Annotated in this window: 16 protein-coding genes; 4 read left to right on the top strand and 12 right to left on the bottom strand. The window is 53.3% G+C overall.

The genetic code is table 11. The annotated features are described in order from the left end of the window. Positions 1 to 677 precede the first annotated feature (677 nt). On the top strand, positions 678 to 872 hold the full coding sequence (locus DKB71_RS26375; RefSeq protein WP_408598395.1) for a hypothetical protein: 195 nt from the start codon (positions 678 to 680) through the stop codon (positions 870 to 872). A gap of 56 nt (positions 873 to 928) precedes the next feature. Here DKB71_RS26375 and DKB71_RS26370 read toward each other — a convergent pair whose 3' ends face one another. From DKB71_RS26370 to mauJ, 9 genes are all read right to left on the bottom strand, one after another. After that, on the bottom strand, positions 929 to 1,156 hold the full coding sequence (locus DKB71_RS26370; RefSeq protein ID WP_408598393.1) for a hypothetical protein: 228 nt from the start codon (positions 1,154 to 1,156) through the stop codon (positions 929 to 931). 494 nt (positions 1,157 to 1,650) lie between these two features. Beyond that, positions 1,651 to 1,944 carry a hypothetical protein gene (locus DKB71_RS26365; RefSeq protein ID WP_408598391.1) on the bottom strand — a complete coding sequence of 98 codons (294 nt, stop codon included), beginning with the start codon at positions 1,942 to 1,944 and terminating at the stop codon, positions 1,651 to 1,653. A gap of 2 nt (positions 1,945 to 1,946) precedes the next feature. Further along, positions 1,947 to 2,201 (bottom strand): hypothetical protein, encoded by a 255-nt coding sequence (locus tag DKB71_RS26360; protein ID WP_150759114.1) that lies wholly within the window; start codon positions 2,199 to 2,201, stop codon positions 1,947 to 1,949. 743 nt (positions 2,202 to 2,944) lie between these two features. Continuing rightward, complete coding sequence (locus DKB71_RS26355; RefSeq protein WP_408598389.1) at positions 2,945 to 5,185, bottom strand: DEAD/DEAH box helicase; 2,241 nt, start codon at positions 5,183 to 5,185, stop codon at positions 2,945 to 2,947. Then, on the bottom strand, positions 5,160 to 6,455 hold the full coding sequence (locus DKB71_RS26350) for an ATP-binding protein (RefSeq protein ID WP_408598387.1): 1,296 nt from the start codon (positions 6,453 to 6,455) through the stop codon (positions 5,160 to 5,162). Before DKB71_RS26350 ends, DKB71_RS26355 begins: the two co-directional genes overlap by 26 nt. After that, on the bottom strand, positions 6,452 to 8,869 hold the full coding sequence (locus tag DKB71_RS26345; RefSeq protein WP_408598385.1) for a TerB N-terminal domain-containing protein: 2,418 nt from the start codon (positions 8,867 to 8,869) through the stop codon (positions 6,452 to 6,454). The genes DKB71_RS26350 and DKB71_RS26345 overlap by 4 nt, the downstream gene beginning before the upstream one ends. 516 nt (positions 8,870 to 9,385) lie before the next feature. Beyond that, entirely contained in the window at positions 9,386 to 9,895 is a 510-nt protein-coding gene (locus DKB71_RS26340; protein WP_408598383.1) for a ProQ/FinO family protein, read from the bottom strand. A gap of 477 nt (positions 9,896 to 10,372) precedes the next feature. Beyond that, on the bottom strand, positions 10,373 to 10,990 hold the full coding sequence (locus DKB71_RS26335) for an exonuclease domain-containing protein (RefSeq protein ID WP_408598381.1): 618 nt from the start codon (positions 10,988 to 10,990) through the stop codon (positions 10,373 to 10,375). 986 nt (positions 10,991 to 11,976) lie between these two features. Further along, positions 11,977 to 13,317, bottom strand: coding sequence for a methylamine utilization protein MauJ (mauJ, locus tag DKB71_RS26330; protein WP_408598379.1), 1,341 nt, complete (start codon positions 13,315 to 13,317; stop codon positions 11,977 to 11,979). 117 nt (positions 13,318 to 13,434) lie between these two features. On the opposite strand from mauJ, the gene DKB71_RS26325 reads away from it, so the two are divergent. From DKB71_RS26325 to DKB71_RS26315, 3 genes are all read left to right on the top strand, one after another. Next, the gene (locus DKB71_RS26325; protein ID WP_408598377.1) at positions 13,435 to 13,692 is read left to right on the top strand and encodes a hypothetical protein; all 258 of its coding nucleotides are present in this window, start codon (positions 13,435 to 13,437) and stop codon (positions 13,690 to 13,692) included. Positions 13,693 to 13,704: 12 nt separating this feature from the next. Further along, complete coding sequence (locus tag DKB71_RS26320) at positions 13,705 to 14,649, top strand: hypothetical protein (protein WP_408598375.1); 945 nt, start codon at positions 13,705 to 13,707, stop codon at positions 14,647 to 14,649. A gap of 199 nt (positions 14,650 to 14,848) precedes the next feature. After that, a complete protein-coding gene (locus DKB71_RS26315) occupies positions 14,849 to 15,895 on the top strand; it encodes a DUF2971 domain-containing protein (RefSeq protein ID WP_408598373.1) in 1,047 nt (348 codons plus the stop codon). 90 nt (positions 15,896 to 15,985) lie between these two features. Here the strand turns inward: DKB71_RS26315 and DKB71_RS26310 are convergent, their stop codons facing one another. The 3 genes from DKB71_RS26310 to DKB71_RS26300 all read right to left on the bottom strand — a co-directional run bounded on the left by DKB71_RS26310 (position 15,986) and on the right by DKB71_RS26300 (position 19,567). Beyond that, positions 15,986 to 17,065 carry a hypothetical protein gene (locus DKB71_RS26310; protein WP_408598371.1) on the bottom strand — a complete coding sequence of 360 codons (1,080 nt, stop codon included), beginning with the start codon at positions 17,063 to 17,065 and terminating at the stop codon, positions 15,986 to 15,988. Between the two features lie 105 nt (positions 17,066 to 17,170). Continuing rightward, the gene (locus tag DKB71_RS26305) at positions 17,171 to 18,697 is read right to left on the bottom strand and encodes a purine phosphorylase (protein ID WP_408598369.1); all 1,527 of its coding nucleotides are present in this window, start codon (positions 18,695 to 18,697) and stop codon (positions 17,171 to 17,173) included. Between the two features lie 51 nt (positions 18,698 to 18,748). Next, positions 18,749 to 19,567 carry a helix-turn-helix transcriptional regulator gene (locus tag DKB71_RS26300; protein ID WP_408598367.1) on the bottom strand — a complete coding sequence of 273 codons (819 nt, stop codon included), beginning with the start codon at positions 19,565 to 19,567 and terminating at the stop codon, positions 18,749 to 18,751. Positions 19,568 to 19,728 lie beyond the last annotated feature (161 nt).

Raw genomic sequence — 19,728 nt, 5'->3', positions numbered from 1 at the left:
CAGGTGCACGCGCTGTGGATTACCTGGGGTAACATTTCCACAATATGCCAGAGTAGGCGCTTAGCGAAGGATGCCACCTGGTTAGCGCGTGGCACTGGCCGCAACTCCTTCAATACCCAACGGTTGATCTGCGTTTAATGTTGCGCAAACAGCGTCAGCCTCCGCTCGAGCTTTGTACACGCCATACTTGCTTGCAGGGCCACCTTGAACGAGATCTACCACTCGAAATCGCTTACTGCGGTCATCCATGCTGGTGGTCTCAATCACCTTGAATCTCGGTTTCATGACGCGTTCCCTGCTAAAGGTAGGTGAGCTACCAATACCGTCAGCACGTTACGATTTCAACGATGGGTGCAGGATTATGCTGAGACAATTTATGACAGAGCCCCACGGCTCAGTTGATGACCTACGTACGTGAAGCCGTGAGCTGCGTTTAGAAGCAAGCGGAGCGCGCAGGCGAGAGGATGGAAGCCCGCAGGGCCAAGACGCCGGTCTGTGGCGGCTTGGTTCACGACAGCCGTGCTCAAGGAGCCTCGCCCAACTATTTGCGAGGGGGCACTCCCCGGTATGCGTCCTCCCTGGCATTCACCTGCCGGACGTCGGGCTCAGCGTAGTGTGGGGTTTTGCACGAGAGGAAAGGTGTCCAGTAAACTGCGCCAATTTACTGGGGGCTTGCGATGAACCTCACCGACGCAACGATTGTGCTGCTCTTGGCCGCACGCATACACGGCACAGACGAAGCTGTCAGAGCCTCCGCAAAAAGCGTGGTAAAGAAACTGCCGCGAGGTAAACGCGATCTCATTTACAAGGTGATCGAGTCACAAAGCCCACTCGCGCTCGTGAGCTTCTTGGCCGAACATCTGGATGACTGAAGGCCTATCGGTTTAGCTGCTGTCCTGAGTCATGGCTATCGAGTCCCCCTTCAAAGCTATTCCGTAGCAGCTCGCAAAATTCTCCCGTCCTTAACTTCGTCTGCGTATCCATTCAGCCGATCCGCCTCTACGTGCAACCTCTCGATTTTCTCCATGGCTGCAAGCAACTCGGTATCACCGTACTGCTTGGCCATCCTGAACATGTCTTGTGCGGCATCCTCGAGCGCCAAGGCGGCACTTTTCAGATCGCGGCGTAAATCGTGGTTTGGTTTCGTAAGCCCCATGAGTCATTGCCTCCTCTATCCAAAGTCTTAGTGAAATATCTAAAAGGTGCTGGTAGTGTCCCGGCCACGTTCGTCAAACCATTAAGGGATGGAGGCGAAAATAGAAGCCCTGGAGCCGCGAACCTCCGGGGCTTTGTTTTTCTACTCTGTGGCTTTTTCACGTACGGTTTCCATTGCTACTGCCCCGGCAATAGTTACGTGCTTATACGTGCAGGCTCAGAGCGCGGCGAGCAAGCGTTCGAGCTGTTCACGCTCCCAAGCACTCAATAGGTAGACAGGATCAGGCCCGTCGCGTTACCAGAGTTCAAGTGTCCAGACTCGGCCATCAGGCGACCTGCAGTACTCGCAGTAATCCAGGGTGTCACAGTCATTGAAGGGTGTGGGTAAGGGCAGCAAAAAAATGACAATCCGAAAAGTATCGAAATTACCCGCTGTTTTTTTTGGGCATAAAAAAACCTCGCCGAAGCGAGGCTTTCCGCATCATTTACGCCTGATCAGGCGCCTAGCAAGCTAATCGGCTTTCTCCACTCTGTAGGTGGCTCGTCTGCCAGCGAAACTAAAGCCTCATATTTTGCGATGCCGGCAATCCTGGCCACTTTGTCGATGCTGTCACGAGCATCTTTAAGAGCAGATGCTTTAGTCCAGCCATTCGTGTAGTGCACTGTCCATAACGTGGTCAGTTTATGTTTGTTGAATTTTTCTTTTTTCAGTCCTTCGTTGAACGTGTTACGGGCAGACGAGCTAACTCCGCCGTCGAGGTCAACGGTTGCGACAGCATAAAAGTCCATGATCATTCCCCCCGCGCTTTATTCGATTGGGAAACAACGGAAGCCGCTAAGGTTTTCGTGTCGTCGCTGTATTTTTCACTCTGGAGAACCCGGCCTGCTTTTGCTTCCATTTCAGCACTGGTTTGTTTGCCTGTGTTGGCTTGCGCTAACGCAGAGGCAGCAAGGCTCTTTGCGATGGCGGATGCAGATGGATCACGGAGAGTGTCTGATGCCTGTTTGGCGACTTTTGCGGAGGACTGCTTGGTATTCTTTGTCATGAGTAAATTCTCGATAACGGCTAGTTAGGCGCACTTATCCAGAATGACCACCAATCGTCTCACTATTGACGAAACCGTCAGCAGTGGGCTAAATGGCGTCCTTCTCTAGATGTGTGCATTTTCAAATGCGTGCCTCAGAGGGTGCAGGTAGTCGCGCTACGTTTGGCGACAGAAACGTGACTACCTGCATGCATTCTTCAGCGAAACGACCTTTACTGGTCGTTTTTGCATTTGTGCGCCAAGACTACTTGAGCGTCCTTTCCAATAGCAACTCCATTCTGTGCATATACCTAAGTTTTTCTGGGGATAACCCTGTGGATAACTTGTGATCACTCTCTCCGAGCCCCATATAAAATATGGCCTCTAACAAATTTTACCGTTCGTCGGGTAAAGCTAATAATTTATAAATATGGCTTTCTGTACGCGCACTCCAGTCGAGATCTATCTGGTGGCACCCTAGCCAGCACTTCAGTCGCTTTGCGTTCTGAGGGCCTTTGGAGGGCCTCCTGAGCCTATTGTGGCTATACATCCAGTATGATTTTTCTTAATTGTGGAGTAGCCGTATGGGCTATTTCTGAGCGCCATTAAATTGGCTATGCGAGAAGCATCTCCGAGTCGAGTTCATCGTTCTGAGGAAACAGTCGTCGAAAATGCCTCAAGCGACGCGCGAAATAAGCTCGCGTCGTGACCCCGTTGCTTCAATCTCAAAACAGGGCCCTGGGCATCATTTCATTGGGATTTGTTCAGGTTGCGGCGTGCGTTTGCGCAAACTCGATCGCGGTTGAGATATCCAATGAAATCGAAGCAAATGATTTCATCAGTAATGATTCGGGCAATGCCCAATCCCATTTTTCGCGCAGCATGTTTTCCACGTCTGCGAGTATCGAATCCAGATCGTTTGCATCCAGTTCACCTACGTCCTTGAGTGCCGCCAATGTCCGTTGGATATCGGCGTCAATCTCAATCGCCAAGCCCGCGTTATCACACGAAAGCCCCACATGATTGAGTAACAGGCGAAGTGCATCGTTGGCGTAATCACCCAGCCAACTGATCAGATAGCATCTGCCACCAGACTCAATGAGGTAGCGTTCACCGAGGCCTAACGCGTTGAATGTCTTTTTGGCTTCGTCGAGTAACGCTTGGGCATCGCGGTCTATGAATGGGCAGGGATTAGGGTCTGCGAGGACAGCTCGCATTTCCTTGCGCACATTGTCATGCACCATGGCGCCTAGGCCGTCGAACAGAGGAGGTGCGCCCCCGCGTGCTGGGGCTACGATGATGACCTTTGCCTGAAGATCAACATCACGAACTTGCCACCGTCGGCCACCGAAGATGATGCGCTGATCCTTTGTCAAAGGCCTGCTGACGGGTACAGAGCCTAGGGCTTTACCGTCGCACACCAGGCGGAACTCCTCATCGCTGATAAAGGCGCTATAGAACTCATAGTGGTTGATCAGGCGCTCCCCGACTGTCCCGGGCAGCAACAATCCCGAGCTGTCTTGGACGATGAGTTCATGTTCTCCAAGCGACTTGAGCAGCTTAAGAAAGTTGGATTTTTCTACGTTCTGGAATGCCGCTTCAGCGACCAAGTGTTTCCAAAGATCAGCCGCAGTTGCACCACTACACTGAGCAATTACAGAGAGACATTGCTGAACGAGTGTGGACGCATGAAGACCCTGAGTCCGGGGAGGTTCGAACCATCCACCGAGCAACAAACGAACCATGGCAATGGTCTGAACCAAACTTTGGCGTAACTGATCCGAAAGGCTGGAACTATCCTTGAGTGGCGACTCCTTGCAGTAAACGCGCAAAATCGCGTTTTCCCCCGGTCGTCTACCCGAGCGACCCAGTCTCTGTCGCAAGCTGGCCACCGAGGGTGGGGCGCCAATCTGCACCACTGTCTTGATGCTACCGATATCTATGCCGAGCTCCAGCGTCGTAGTACAGATGGCTGATGCTGCTTGGCCGCCTGCCTTGATGGCGTGCTCAGCTTGCTCGCGCAAGTCTTTCGAAAGGCTGCCGTGGTGGGGCCAGAACTCATTGGGCACACCATCTTTCTCACAACGCCGGCGCAACTGATCTGCGTACCATTCAACTTGCTGCCGGCTGTTTGGGAAAATCAGATTGTTGCTACCACGCAATACCTTGTAGAGATGGTCAGCGATCGCAAAGTCGGGACTTGCCTTGTTTTCCGTTTCGTCTTCTTCGCTTTGTTCATCAGCAGATTGGATGAGAAGCTTTTTGAGCTCGCTCATGGGGGGCTGGATGTAACCGCGAACCTGTACCTGGAGTGTCTGGCCTGAGTTTTCGGACTTAATGACGGTTACTCCTTCTGCGTCTGCAGAACGAAGAAACTCCTTAGCTAGACTCATATTGCCGAGCGTGGCTGAAAGCCCGACCCTGGGGAGTCGGCGCCCAGCAACGAGCTCTACTCGGTGCATCAGGGATTGAAGCTGTTTGCCTCGCTCACTTCCAATGAATGCATGCAACTCGTCCACGACGATATAGCGCAGATTCTGGAACACTCCGGCAAGACTGGAGCCTCGGTTGACGAACAGAGCCTCCAGGGATTCAGGCGTGATCAGAAGCACCCCTTCAGGCGACTTCAGGAAGCGATGCTTTTTACTTGACGAAATGTCGCCATGCCAAGCCACCACGGGAATTTCGAGCTGCTCACAGAGGCGGCCTAGTCTGTCCCATTGATCATTGATCAAGGCTTTGAGGGGACTGATGTACAACACCGACCCGGGTGGGTCGTAGTCGTTCAGCAAATTGGTGAGTATGGGGAGGAACGCAGCCTCAGTTTTCCCCGCCGCCGTTGCGGCGGCAATGATGACATCCTGATCGGCATCCACCAGTACCGGCACAGCCCTTTCCTGGGCGTCACGCAAGGACGTCCAGCCTTCAGCCCAAATCCATCGCTGAATACGGGGTTCCAGCTGGTCGAATCCCGATGACTCAGAGTGTGAAGGTGGCAAGTTCATCGTCCGCGTCGACCTTCGTGTCGTCTTCTCCGCCCAGGTCTTTGGCTACCTCGACACCTCCCAGCAGCGTTTTCCAGTCAGCACCAGGGTTTTGCTCCAGGATGGCCAGCAGATTGATAAATGCAGTGATCGTGGTGCGCGGCGTGCGGAAGTAGGCTTCACCCAAGCGCTGATTACAGTGCGCCATAAACAGGGGGAGCGCTTCGTCAGGCAGAAGATATTTTTCGACATCGCCGCCCGCGTAAACATGGCGAAGCTTCTGCAGCAGTACATAGAAGTCTTCGGGGGTGAGGCTGGTCAGGCGAATCACCGGGCCCGACAGATCCACCAGCCCTGACTTGGCAAACGAGTTCTCAGCCAGACGCGATTGCAGGGCAGGGTAGCTAAACAGGCCTCGGCGAGTGTCCATCAAGAACTCTGGGGTACCGCCCAGGACGAATCCGAGACCCTCAGAGGATCCCTGCAGCGAATCATTGAGGATGCGCAGGATCTGCTCGTAGTTGGCATTGCGTGCCTGCGTGTTGGCCAGCTTGTAGAGGTTGACCAGCTCGTCGAGGCAGATCATCAGACCGCCAAAACCTGCGAGTCTGACGAATCTCGACAGCAGCTTGAGCTGATCGTAGACGGAGGCATCATCAATGATGGTTCGCACACCTAGGGCTGCTCGGGCATCTGTCTTGGTGGTGAACTCGCCACGCAACCAGCGAATAGCATCAGCCTTGAGTTGTTCGTTGCCTTCCTCGACACCTCGGCAATACGCGGCGATTACTTCAGCGAAATCGTAGCCGTTGACCATTTCGGTCAACTCAGCCAGGTGTGCTCGAATGACAGTCTCACTGTCTGTGCCTGCCGCCTTGGCTTCCGTTTTGGCCTGTGAGATAAATTTCTCAACAATGCCTTGCATCGCACCACCGTCGGGCTTGGTGCGCGTCGACATGTTCTTGGCCAGCTCGGAATAAAGCGAGCGTGCTTGGCCGCCCGTAGCGTGTAACCTACGATCCGGGTTTAAGTCAGCGTGCATGGTGACGAGTTTGCGCTCCATGGCGATGGCTCGAACCAGGTTCAAAAAGAATGTTTTACCTGCACCGTACTCACCAATCACCACTCGAAATGCCGATCCGCTCTCGACCAGGCGATTGACGTCCTTGATCAGCGCATCCAGCTCTCCCACCCGGCCAACCTGAATCAAATGTTGACCGACGCGAGGAACAACGCCTGCACGCAACGATTGGATGACCGCGTCGCGATCCTTGGCTCTGATAGTGCTCATAGGGCTAGTTCTTCCAGAATGTCTGTATTGATCTCGATGGGATCATCACCTTCGGTGACGGGCATGTCGAAACGCTCAAAAGCCATGTCATTGATTTGCTCCAGGGCGCCATCGAGCATCAGCTCCATATCGCTGGCAGCGGCTTCAAGTTCGGATCGGCTCCATTCGGCACGGGAAATCAACAAGCGCAAGAATGCAGAATGTTCCAGATCGAGGCCGGCAACGTCAGCAGTGGTTTCGATCGCCGACTCCACAGTCTCAACGGCCTGTTCCGGCTCCTCAACCTGGTCATCAGTGAACACCTGGGCGAGGAGGGCAGAGACTTCAGCCGTTTCACGTTGCAGCTCAGCAATGCGTTCGTGATCGAGCACGAAGCCCTGTTTTGCAACGGCGGCTGATTGTGTGCCGGGTTCGGTTGGAGTGGAGCTTGTTGCAGGTTTGACGGGAGTAATACTCGCCCCGGCTGCGGCGCCGTGAAGATCGCTGTAGAGCAGTTGACTATCCAGTTGCAGCGCCTTGTAAACACGCTCAAGAAGTTTCACTTCAGCAGGGCTGACGATTCCATCGGCTTGAGCCAAGTGAGCCAGGAAACTAGCAATCGTGCGCTTGGCTTCGACAGTTAGTGGATCGAGCTTTTTCTTCAAGCTTGCCAGCGTTGGTGGTTGCTGGATTTGAATCTGCAGGTGCGCCTTGAGACGTTTGCGATGGGCAACGCTCAGGTGGCTCCAGGAGTCGATGTGCTGAGCAAGTAGTGAGACTTCTTCATTGGATGTATCACCGTCGGCAGAGGCGACTGAACTGGCCAGATCGAGTGTGACAGAGGCCGCGTTGTAGGCCGCCGACGCTCGCAGTGATCCGTCCTCAGCTTGGGTCACGAACAGCGCGATACGATCTTCAGCTTTTGGAGTCCTGCTCCCAGCGAGAACATCAGGCTCCATACCGATATGAAGTGATTCCAATGCACGAGCAAGGGCCAGAACCTTGTCACGAGATAACGCACCAGCGCTTTTGAATCGACCGGCGAGTTCTCCAAAGCTCATAACAATCAGATCGTCACCGATTCTGCTTTGAATCTCATCCAACTCCGTACGGGCTGTAGCTGGCCATAGGGTGACTGGAAGTTGCAGCAGGCCTTCAAGGGCTTCTGCGCTTTCAGGGTTTCGGCCTAGATATCGGCTGTAGGGTTCTAGCTCGCTGGTGCATAGCTCCACTAACGATTGCAGACTTTTGCGCGTCCCCGACGTTGCCATGACATCAGGAAGATCACCCACGTTAAGCGAGGGGGCCATTAGAACTGCCGAGGCAGGTCGATAGCTGGCTTTAAGCTTGGTCTTGTTTTGGGCGAGCATTAGACCCGCAGGATGTGTACTGGCGTACTTGAGCTTGAACAGCGCCGCGAAGACATTCTTGCACCGAGTTGCAGGAGTGCGCTTTGTGATATTGGGGTCAGCTAACGCCCATGCCAGTGCCCAAGTGGCATCAAGTGGTCGTTTGTTTGCGGCGTGTTGCCCCAAACCAATACGCAGTGGAAGCGGCATTTCATAGCTGTAAGCAACTGCATCGGGAGGTGGGCCAAGGTAAAGGCTGGGGTCGAGCGATTGATTGCTCAGGTAATCCAGAAAGCCCTCTGCGTACCCGCTGAACGATCGACTCTCCCCATAAATACTGAGCAATCGTTGGACTTCTTTGACGATCTGGGGGATTTCGGCCTTAACCTGCGGATCGCTTACTGCGTCAACAAGAGCACGGCGCTCAAGGCCATAGAAAAACAGAAATACGTAGCCAGTATCTGCCAGCGGATCACGCCGTCCGCCTTCTAGCCACTGCAGGTAACCGCGCCGAGCTTCAGGCGAAATGGAATGGAAGCTCGGCCAGTAGGACATCAGCCGTTCTTCAATATCAACGTACGACTTGGCTATCCGTAGTTTGGGATTGAGCAGTGATGGCTCTTGCGCGTCGTATCGACCCAGCGCGCTTCCTACATAGAGCATTCCACTTGGAAGTGAAAAGCCAGCCACGGTAACTGACTCGCCCGTAGGCACCCAGCGGGTATCTGATTTCTGTTTGCTCGCATCTGGGATTTTGAAGGAGGCGGAAGAAGGGGAGCCGAGTTGGACGGTATAAAAGCCGGAGGTTTCTTCAGAAATATTGCTCGACGAAGCCTCTTGCATGGAGAAGGTCACGTTTTTGCTGAGCGGATCCCGCAGGGGTGTTGTCTCTGAAGCAGATTTTTGCAACTGTTCAAGCTGCCGTTTAGTGCGCGTGGCCAACAGCCACATAAACCCACCGATGCAAGCGACGACACCAATAGCGATCCAGGCGTTCTTCGGGATCGAGGCGAATGCACCAAAAGCCAACGCAAAAATAATCAGGATGCCGGTGCCACTGGAGTTTGTTGCCTTCTTCCTTGCCATGGTTCGTTTTCATCCTTGAAAGATGGGTGCTGGCGCAATGGCAGTATCTGATATTTCAATAGCTAGAGCCATAAGGCGCGCAGAGTTATCGATCGGAAAAACCTTCAAACAGCTAGCCTGTACCAGTCTAGGAGTCCGGCCAGCTCTATCGGCCCCAAGATGTTCAAAGGTGGTTTGAACCGCCATTGGCAGATATGCAGAAATCCTACCAATCACTTGGAGGGGAAATCTATTGATAGAGCTCGTCATCGAGATGGCGTCTGGGGTGCGAAGTGGCTGGCACTAGACGCTGGCCGAGGCGATGGATGCCCATGACGCGTCGTTTTAGGTCGTTCCTTCGGGCCAGCGAGGCCCGGCTCGCCGCGTCAGCCGAGAATTTCTTTGACGATGGAAGCAATATTTCGAGCATCATCTATCCCTCGGTGATAGGTACCTGATGCAGCATTGAGGCGGGAAGGCTCCACGAGTGTTCAGATTACTGCTATGAAGCTGGAGTGAAATAACTGAGCAACCGCCTCAGTCCTTAGTTTGTTCCATGACTGTATCGGCGGCGGGGACAGGGGCACGTGTTTTTAGCTTCCCACGATTTCGTCGATTTTGGCCTCGTTGCCGCGAAGCTTGCTGCTTCGCATGTATCGCCTGAGAGGCGCTAACAGTGCCAACTGCTTGACCGCTCAAGTCCAAGCGCGGCGCATTCTCCACCATGCTTGCCCAATATCGAGTTCCCCTGCACCAAGTAGAGATGCCCAGCTTAAGCTGTTCGCGAGTGATTCCGAGCAGCTCCAGGTGTTGCTCGGCATCCTTGAAAATGCCTTCCTTGAGCGGAACCTTGGGGGCCGGATTGACAGGGAAAGCCAATGGGAAATGCTTCTGCAATGGCCAGATCGCTTCCACTACTTGATCTCGGTCACGAGGCTTCGTCTGCGAGGAGGGTTTCCGCTTAAGGTGTACTGCACTATCAGTCTTCTCCCGCTCGCTATCAGCTCGCAGGCGGTCGCGTAGTTCAGCTAGTTGTTCAAAACCCATCGTTCAAATCACTACTTTGAGGTTAGTTGCGTAGCGCAAGGATAAACCTAGATTAGTATCACCGCTATCGACCGTACCCGAGCATTGCAGGGTTGTGATTGAACGAGCCTTGGTCAGGCTTTCACACTGAAGTGAGAAAATTAAGGGCTCAGAAACGGCGAATCCCTCTCCAGGAGGGATTCTCAGCCATCGATTGCACGCGTTCGATGGGGTAGGTCGTTCTTGCGTTGCACTCGGCAAACTGGTTTCCTAGTAACGGTGTGCGATCCTTTCGGATCCCTGTTACCACCCTGCGATACACGACTAAGTCGCAGCTAAGCAATAGAAAGAAGATGACATGTATGTCAACCCACCTTCTGGATCACCAGGGGTCAGGAGCTCGCTTATTCGAGACATCCCTGCCGATCGCTCAGTAGTGCTGAGACGGTAGCCCAACTAGGGCATCGCTTCTTCGGGCGCATGGGCCCGGCTTTGCAGTCAGCCGAGCATCTCCATCACGATGGACGCGACATTTCTGGCATCGTCTATTCCTCGGTGGTAGGTACCCTGCCAAACCAATCCCATCGACTCTACTGTTTGCTTAAGTCCTTTCGGTCGATAGTCATATAAGCCAGCATGCCATTTCCGAGCATTGAAATGAGGCAGGCCTTCGAGCATGGAAGGGCACTCAGCAAAGCCAGCGTCGCGCTCAAGCTGTCGGGCATCGTAGTCACCCCATGACGCCCAAGCGGCGTTTGGATAGCGTGCAGCAAACGATCGAAGCTCCCCGCCAATCTCTTGATACGTTCGCGCACCGTCCACATCAGCCTGTTGAATGGACGTTAGCTTTTTGCAGAAATCAGTCAGGGTAGGGTTGATCCGTGGTCGAACGAAACGCTGGAATTCATCGACGATCTCAAGTGATTCCAAATCGATTACCACCATGCCAATCTCAATCGTTTCCATCTGATCGGGAGCGACCATGAGCGAACTTGGAGATTCGTTTACCCCAACGTCATCACAGGTTGCCTCAAGGTCTACGCAATACAAATAGCGGTATGGCGCGAGGAGGTTTTGGATTGCTTGGAGGTGAAGGAGCTTTGCTTCGATGCTCATGTCATGGGAGACCTTACTCGGAATTTGTTCAGGTTACATTAGTCCATACAGCTTCCGCTCCATCCATCGTCCATTGCGTTAGTGCCAAGCATTTATTCATCATTTGCTGAGAGCGGATACCAAGATCGTTCTAGAGGGGCTATTAGCAGGTCGGGACTCTGACGGAAGGAAAAACCGTCATCGGATCGCGGATTTTCCAGAACCATGGAGCCCCTGTTGTGCAAAGGTTTCAGCCCGCTACAGACTCAAAATATGCGGATTTATTTGCGGGTTTGGCACGCCCTCGGAGTGTCGGATAACTGGCTATCCGTTCGTCAGGCATACCAGGTCTGAGCATCAATATGAACAATCCAAGCACTATCCAACTGCCCGGTCGCCGCGCGTCCCTTGGCGGAGCCGAGTGGAGCTGAATGCCCTGAAAACCGAGTTTCATACATCACTTCCAGTTGTTGCGAAGTCGCCAATGGATGAGTTCATCTGCCAGGCGACGCATCTCCCGAGCGGCATGAGAGCGCGGCGCGAAATCTACGAATGCGCTGAAATACCCGTACTCCTGTCCCGGAGGAGGGGCGTCCTCCAGCATCTCGATGGCGATCCGGTACGCGCCGGTCAGCTCAGTATGCAGAGGAGGAAACTTCAGTGAGTCTACCAGCTCAAGCACTCGCTCGCGCCGCCGGCAGGTTGAGTATTTCGAGTCGAGAATGTCCTGATACTGTTCAAATGAGTCTGCCCTGAAACTTTCGACAACGACGGAGTTAACAGAGATGACGAACAGAACGTGTATAGCTTATTGATGAGCCCATAAAGGTAGCAATTACCTTGTTCAGTTCAAGACACTGAAGGGCATGACTCCGACAGAATTTCGCAAGCTCCATGGTCACCATTTCAAGTGACCGCAGGGCGTACCAATCTGTGAACCTCACTGGCTGAATGAGTCCTGCTAGCGCGGACGCCGCCGGTGTCTCAGGTTTTATCAGACCACTTCATCAACTTCCCGTCTCGACTTCTATCTCTGGCATGCGCTGCAATTGTTCGTTCAGCTCAATGAGGGTCTGCTGATGGCCTGGGAAGTCCGGACTCCAATTGACAGGCAGCATGTAGGCCTCTGATTTACCCATCCTACGTTCTCGGTCGGAAGACCAAATCTCAACCGAACCGTTGCAGTACATGAAGAATTTGAATTCCTGGAGTGCGATCTCGGACTGGATGTCGCTCCGGCTCTCCCTTCTCGCATTGAGTAAGCCACAGCCCTGAATAGGGTCGAAGATGAGCCGCTCATTTGCGAAGTCCATCCAGAACACGAAGAACACTCGACCATTGGAGGATTCAAGCTGGATGCCTAACTTTCCATCATCCATGCTACTGGCTGTCATGCGCATGAGGCCGAGATGAACCGCTGTCTGTCCCTTACGCGCCACTACATAGATTTCGTCAGGAAACTCGTAATCTCGGCCTTCGGTAAAGGCCCCTCCACGAAGCCCTGCTAGCTGCTCGTCATCAAACAAAGCGCGGAACCCCTCTATCTCATATAGGTGATCCCGTTCATATTCCGACGGAGGTGGTACACCGAGCCGCTCATCCATTGCGAGCTCCGCGAGATGGCGCATCAGTGGCTTGTCGAGATGGATTCGCTGGTGGTCGTCCGGATCGTCTGGATCGACGATATCCTCGCGCTCGGCGTGTGCGATCGCATGACGCCCTTGGGTGGCAAGGTACTCGGAGATGTTGTCACCTTGCGCCTGAAGCTCTTCACGCCGGGAGATTGCATCTCTGTCCGTCATGCGGAGCAGGGCGTGCTCAATCCATGGCCCTCGTTCCCGACCATTGGGAAGAGAGCGTGCGAAGGCCTTATAAAAGCCTAGGAAGGAGTAAAACGGATTACCGAGCGATAGCCCCTCACGGTAGTACGCCAGCGCCTTCCGAGACTCATCGCTTTGTGGGACATGAAGGTTCTCGCCCGAGAAATACTCGGTAAAAGCGTTGTTGAGCATCCTACCCACACGATGGGGATGGCTACCGCCACTCCACATCACGATGTCCACTTTCTTGCTTTCACGCCAAGCAATAGCTGTGGCCAGGCGCATGACAGCTGCACGGCCCTCGTTAACCGTTAGCCCAAAGCCATTTGCTCGAATCGCGATCGCAGGAAGGCTGCGGTGCTGGCCGTCGACCACTGCCGGCTGCAGAAGGAAATCAAGACTCTCGAACCTGACGATTTGAGGACGGTTTGGCCAGAAGACCTGGGTCTCTAGTCCACCTACCACCCATTGCCCGCGCTGGTTCTGGTACCGCTCGGCCAGCTCGAAAGGATCGTCGGTTGCCAGCATCGAGGAGCTCCTAAAAGTTGATGGCGGCGGTGTGCCATCCAGATTATATTCAATCTGCATCAGCGGGGCGATGTACTTGCTTCGAGCGAGAGCGAGTTACCTAATGGATAAAGGAGCATGGTTGTGCTGAGTCAATCTGTGATAGACAGAGCTTTTGAGGATGTCAGTGATGCGATAAATAGGGAGGCGGCAAGGAGTAAAAGTTTTAAATTCGAAATGAGTATATCTATAAGTGGTGACTCGTCTGCTGAATTCTGTAGCCTGATGACTGGTTTGGAGCAACGATTGCTTGGCCGTTACAAAGGGTATTATGTGCGCGCGGAAATGAGTCAATGCGTCACTGTAATTCAGATTTATGTTGCTAGCTTAGATTGAGTGAATAGAGGAATGTCAATCACTTGGTCGGAGCTTGATGGCTTTATATCCCAGGCTGTACAAGGCAATATGATTCAGGCGTCTAGGCGGCTTATATTCACCCACTGCAATGAAGAGATGGAGCAGCGGGGGTTTTTCTTTGCGGACGTCCTTTATAACTTTGGCGGTACTGGGCTGTTGATAAAATATGAGGAGAAATTTTTTCTTCTAACAGCGCAGCATGTTATAAATGCTCATTACTCAGAACCTCAGAATGAATCGCCATTTTTCACAAATGCGTTAGCGAAAAGTCAGTGGGATGATCTGAACAAGCTCCTGTACCCAATTCGAGGTTGGGAAATCGGGTCTTTGATTAAGAGCGATATTCCTTGGATTGATGATGAGGATATTGTGCTTGTAGAGATGGGGCATCCGATGCCAGGGGGATACCCTGAACACTTCTTAGATTTTGATACTCCAGGTAGTGTTGCTTACCTGAGACGAGATGAGTTCCAGGAAGGATTGATATTCCTGGCAGCAGGGTATCCTATCGAGGAAAATCATGTGATGCCTGCTGAAAATGGCGAGCACGACTTCGCCACCAATCTTCATCGGAGTACCTATCCTGGTTTCTGCACAATGGAGAACGGAAACCCCTATCTCAGGTTTGAGCGTGAATACACTCATGAAGAGATGAATGGGGTGAGCGGTGGAGTTGTTACAAATGTAGAACCTAACGCTGAGCAGACTCGGTGGGTGGGTATGATACAGAAAGCTGGTAATGGAACGCTTCGTCTCTATCCGGCCTATTTAATTCTGCCAGCAATTTTGAAATACAGAGAAGCGCAGACGTATGTTATTGACCCGGCTGCCAATCTCGTAAATTTGGAGATGCAGGCTACTCCAGATGCGATTCAAGCCCGAAAAGAATTTAACGAGATGATTAGGCAAATGGGGGAGCGCAAAATTCCCAGGTAAAATCGTGACGAGGTTTAGCTTTGCTTAACTTTTGATCCTTGGGGGTTACTCAGGGCTCACTGTGAGGCGTGGGTTCAGAGACGCGAGCCAAAGTGCAGACTGGTTTCCGTGCCTAGTGATGACAAACGGCCAGTCCAGCTCAAGCAGCCGAATGATACGACGCCACCGGCGCCGTGTCTGGCTAGACAAAGGAAATCGTGTGGATAGGGAATGGGTAAGAGATTTCATTGAGAATGTTTCGTCAGCCACTATTGGTGATATGGACATCCCAAAGCTTGTAAACGGGAAAATCCTGCACACGCCCAATCGGCTATTTAAAATCCGGCCTTGTGGCAACTACGCATTTAAGAGTTTGGCTGAGAAAACCCTCTGGCTGAGCGTAGCCAGTGAGTTCAATGACCCATACGACACGGCCTTCTGGATTGACTATCGGAAGCTCGCTGCTTGGGAGAAACTTGATGAGCTAGGTTTCAGCGATGACCAGGTCGCTACTGCTCTTTTTTCTGAAGACCCCATTGCTGCGGTCGTGGCACTGATATCGGCTCAAGAGCCATGCCCCCTAAATGTTGATCAATGGCTTCATGAAGTTGAGGTCTTGGCGCCGAATCACCAAGCGGGGCAGCTACCGAACCTCATTGATCAGCTCAAAAGCAGCTACAAAATCTGCAGCCTGAGCGAGCGTGTGGATTCGGTATTGATGTGGAGCCACTACGGAGCCGACCATACCGGATTCGCCATGGAGTACGACTTCACAAGGCTTCACCGGAATGAGCTTCCCACCCTCACACTATGGCCGGTAGCCTACACAGATAAGCTGTTCGACGTAACCCATATCCTCAGAGCTCACCGCCAGGGCAAGGATTTCAACGAGCTTTTTGGCATTGCTGCATCGTTGTGCAAAGCTGTCGATTGGAAGTACGAACGTGAATGGCGTTGGGTAATTCCAGATGGCGATAGAGAGATGAAAGGCATCAGTCGTGCCGCGCCACTCAAGGCCGTTCATCTCGGGGCTAATATCTCAGATACGCATGCGCTTAAGATCTTGAACATTTGCAGCGAAATCGACATCCCGGTCTACAAGGTCACGCTCGCCCCCAACGAGTTCCGGATGATCTCAGTGCCCACAAGTCTCGATGATTGGTGCTCCGTAAATGGACGGCAGCAGGGCAACATGCCTCGGGAGTGGATGATGCAGGAGCAACCACTTCGGAGCGATCTGACAGAAGAAGGCACTGAAACAGCTTGAGTGCTGAGGTGGCTTACTGGTTCGAGGTGGCAGGCATGGCGAGATCTTCACGAGCCGCAGCAGTCGCGACTCGTGAAAGCCAATCGGAATCTACGACTCGAGCCCTAGCGCTTGTCTCATTCGTATGATCGCCATGTCCGCTTCCCCGTTGGGCAGCGTCTCCGCTCGAAAGGGGACGTCTACACGTGAGCCCGGATGTATTTCAGTCAAAGTGACCTCGATCCCCTCCGTCCTAAGTGCATCCACAATGACCTCTACGATCGGGTCAAGGCTGGCGAGACCACTCCAAGAGGTTCTTGTTTCCCAAGCATTTCGGAGCGCTTCTAACAGGGCCTCGAAGTGCTGGGTCAGATCGCTGGCGATTTGGCAGCGTTCTTCAAGGTCGACAGGTTCGTCAATGCCATCCAGATGCCCCATGAGATAGGCCACCATTTTCAGTGGCATCGCGGTTTCGCGCCCTGTCTCTACCAACAGCCTGGCAACGTCACCATGCATCCTGAACTCTTTGATCGTAGTGCGTGCCCTGTCTACAGAGCCTTCGAGAGATGTTTCTAAGCCTTGGACATAGCTGTCAGTCACGAGCGTTCCCTGACTGATCAAAGCGCTAAGCCGGCAGGCTGCATATTCTTCCCAGATCGTGTGAGCTGTGTCCCGCAGGGTACTCGTAGCCCAGTCCCCTTGATGAGGTTCCAGCATCACTCCCGGGGAATGATCCTCGAACCAGCCTGCTGTCTGGACGTGGCCTAGCTCATGCGCGAGGATGTTGGCCGCCGCCCAGAACTCATCACTCTTCAGGTCTCGTAGAGCCACATCGAGAAGGATGCTTCCTTTCAGCACAACGTGCATCTTGATGGCACCATCCCGGCGAACCCTGAGGGATTTACCGACTCCCACGAGACCACCTTCGTTGGTGTATTGCTTAGCTATTGTTGACTCATAGCCCAAGTCCACCGAATCCAGCGCTGCATCGTAATCAAAGCCAATCGTGACACCGTCCAAGTTCGACAGATCCATAACTCGACCACAGGTAACGACGACGTCACTGACGGCAGAAATGAATTTGTCTTTCCATTCAGCACCCTCAGGAATATCCCTAAAACTGATCTTGCACGACGCAGGAATGGAGCAGGGGGGTGACGGCTGTTCTGCAGCTTGGGTGTCTTGAGTCACGCTGGTGCCTCCGTGTTCACTCCGGCGATTCCGACGGAGCAGATAACCTTGTATGGTAAAAGCGCCCACGACTGCAGGGCGCTTACGCCAACGAGAGACGATAATTCAGAGAGTCAGTTTGCGAGTCCATCCGTGCGTGGCGTAATCAAGGGTCACAATGGCAGCCGCCTCGGACGCCACTTTGTGGAAGGTGTTGTCCTTGCTTTTGTCACCGTAATCGCTGATGCCGCGTACCACCAAAACGGGCACGCACTGCTTTTCGCAGGCATCGAAAACGCCATATGCTTCCATCTCGGCGACCACTGCTTTGTCGTGAAGCTCTTGGAAACTCTCGAAAAGCTTCGGGTCTCGAATCAGTAGTTCGCCAGAAGCAATGGTTGCTGGGGATACCTTCAGGTGGGCCGCTACCTCGCCGGCTTTGGATTCAGTCGGCATCGCGAAACCAAGTTCGCTCGCACGTTGTTGCAGGCGATCAGATAGGGACGCGGTTGCGAAGTAAGCGTTTAGATCTTGCTGGGTAGAAAGCCCTGGTCGCGGCATCTCCGGTCGCGCGGCAAGCGTGCCACCGGCGAGCGCTGCCGCCCCTTCGTAGTAGACGACACGCTCGGACAAAATGACTTCACCGAGGCTCAGCTTTTTACGGCGGCCCGCAGCAATCCCCATCATCAAAACCTTTTTAGGCTTCAGCTCCGAAAGGAGAAGCGTTGTGATGGAGGTTGCATTGACGTTGCCAGCATTGCCCAGAGAAGCGATGACGCAAGAAAGTGGGCCGTCAGCTCGCTGAATAGTCACTGACCAATAGTGGACGCCGTGGGCGGTGAAGCGCGCAGGAACATCTTCGCCAACACCGAACACTTTTTTTGCAGCTGCCAGTTCAATGGCTATGGCTGTGATCACCAGAAGGTCAGGAGACCGTGCCGCTTCTCGGGCCTCAACTTCAGCCTGGAAGAGGCCTACGGAGAGCTCAGCGATTTTGTCAAGATCATAGATGGGCTCCTGCAAAGACATGCTATCCAGACGTCCTTTCACTTGCTCGCCGGTGAGGGGAAACATCGTCAGGGGCTCTTTGAAGAAGTTTGCGTGCAGGCCGAGCGCTCCTTGGCCGTCCTCACTGAACCCACCCAGCTGGAGGTCGAATGGCAGCACGGGAAGCTTATGTCTTTGCATTTTGCGGGCGCGGTCTGATACACCCTTGCCGCCACCCAAGGCAATCATCGCTGTGGCGACGTCAACTTGCTCATCACCAATGTTCCCACCAGTGATCACATCGTCCTCGAGGTAAGTGATTTCCGCGAAGTTTTCCGCCGAGAGCCGGCGGATGAGCATCCGCTGCTCTGAAGTCATTTTTTCCTGCATGGCCGACTTAGAAGTTACAATTTTCAACTGGCGGGCAGGGGGGCAACCAGCCAACAGCTTTTCCGCCTCGTATACCACCGTCCAATCGAAGGTCAGCGGGTCACCAGCCTCATTGGTAGGGAGTCCTGCGAGGTAGACGACTAGTCCACCCTGTGACGCCAAGACGCTTTTGGTCATCGCACGGGTGAAGTCGTGCGCAAGATCGATCGAGGCCTTCTCTGTCTTTTTGGAGATGCTGCCCGCAATCAGAATGAATTCATTTTCAAGCTTTGCCATCGTGACAATTCCGGTAGCTGAGGTGTTGAGTGTTGGCTGACTTTTTAGGTGTTAAGACTTGAGCAACGCCAAAATTTCATCTCTGTTTTTCAGGGCGACTTGAACAACTTCAGGCTTTTGGCCGGCCTGATCATCAGTCAGGTGAAGCTGGAACATGAGGTAGAGAAGGAGTGCTTGTCGGCACTCGATGTGCATTTCACCGTCCTCCATTAGGTAATCACTTTCGATCAGTCGGCGCTTGGCGGGGCTGAGATCTGGATGCGCGGTAAGTACGACATCCACCATGGTGTTCCAAGCGGTGTCCTCCGAAGCTCGCTCCCGGTCGGCCCCCATATACTTGCAGCGCTTGATACGCGTCAGTGAAAAGTCTCGGAAGCCTTTGCGCTTGTGGCAGTAAGCCCGGGCATGCCATCGGTTACCATCATGTACCAAGGCGTGAGGGGACAGATTTCGCTCGCTGCCTTCAGGGTCGGTCATGGATTGATAGGTGACCTCAACATAACCGGTCTCGCGAATTGTGCGCAGAATCTCACCTACTACATCGGCATTGAGCCGACGGCCGAGTCTAGGTACTCCAGCGACCGGGGACTGCCACCCCAAAAAGCTCCCATATGGCACTTCTGGCTGAACAACAATTCGTAGCAGATCTTCAAGGTAGCGCTCGACTGCACTCGACTGGAAGACGGGCTTGAATGTCTCGGTTGCTCGGTAAACCCGGGCACGGGTGTCGTACTCCAGATTGTTCTCGGCAAGCTTCGTATATTCAGTGATGTCCAGGGACGCCTGGGGCACTGAAATCCCGAAGAAGTCGGTAAGGCTGCTTCTGTTGATCTGCCCATCCCATCGCAGTCGGTAGTCGATGAATTCCAAGCGACGCTCCTGTCCCCAACGTGCTCCTTGCCGTCCCTTGCTGGTGGGTTGGTCGTCTGTGGGTTTGGCCTCGTTTGTCATGATCGAATCTCGATAGCGTATAAAAACTAGACTGTGTATAAAAACTATGCGTATATTAATCATACGCTAGCAAGCTGCTA

The sequence above is a fragment of the Pseudomonas sp. PLMAX genome (genome assembly GCF_046042685.1).
Lineage (GTDB): Bacteria > Pseudomonadota > Gammaproteobacteria > Pseudomonadales > Pseudomonadaceae > Aquipseudomonas > Aquipseudomonas putida_AE.
This window is presented reverse-complemented; position numbering and strand designations above follow the sequence as displayed.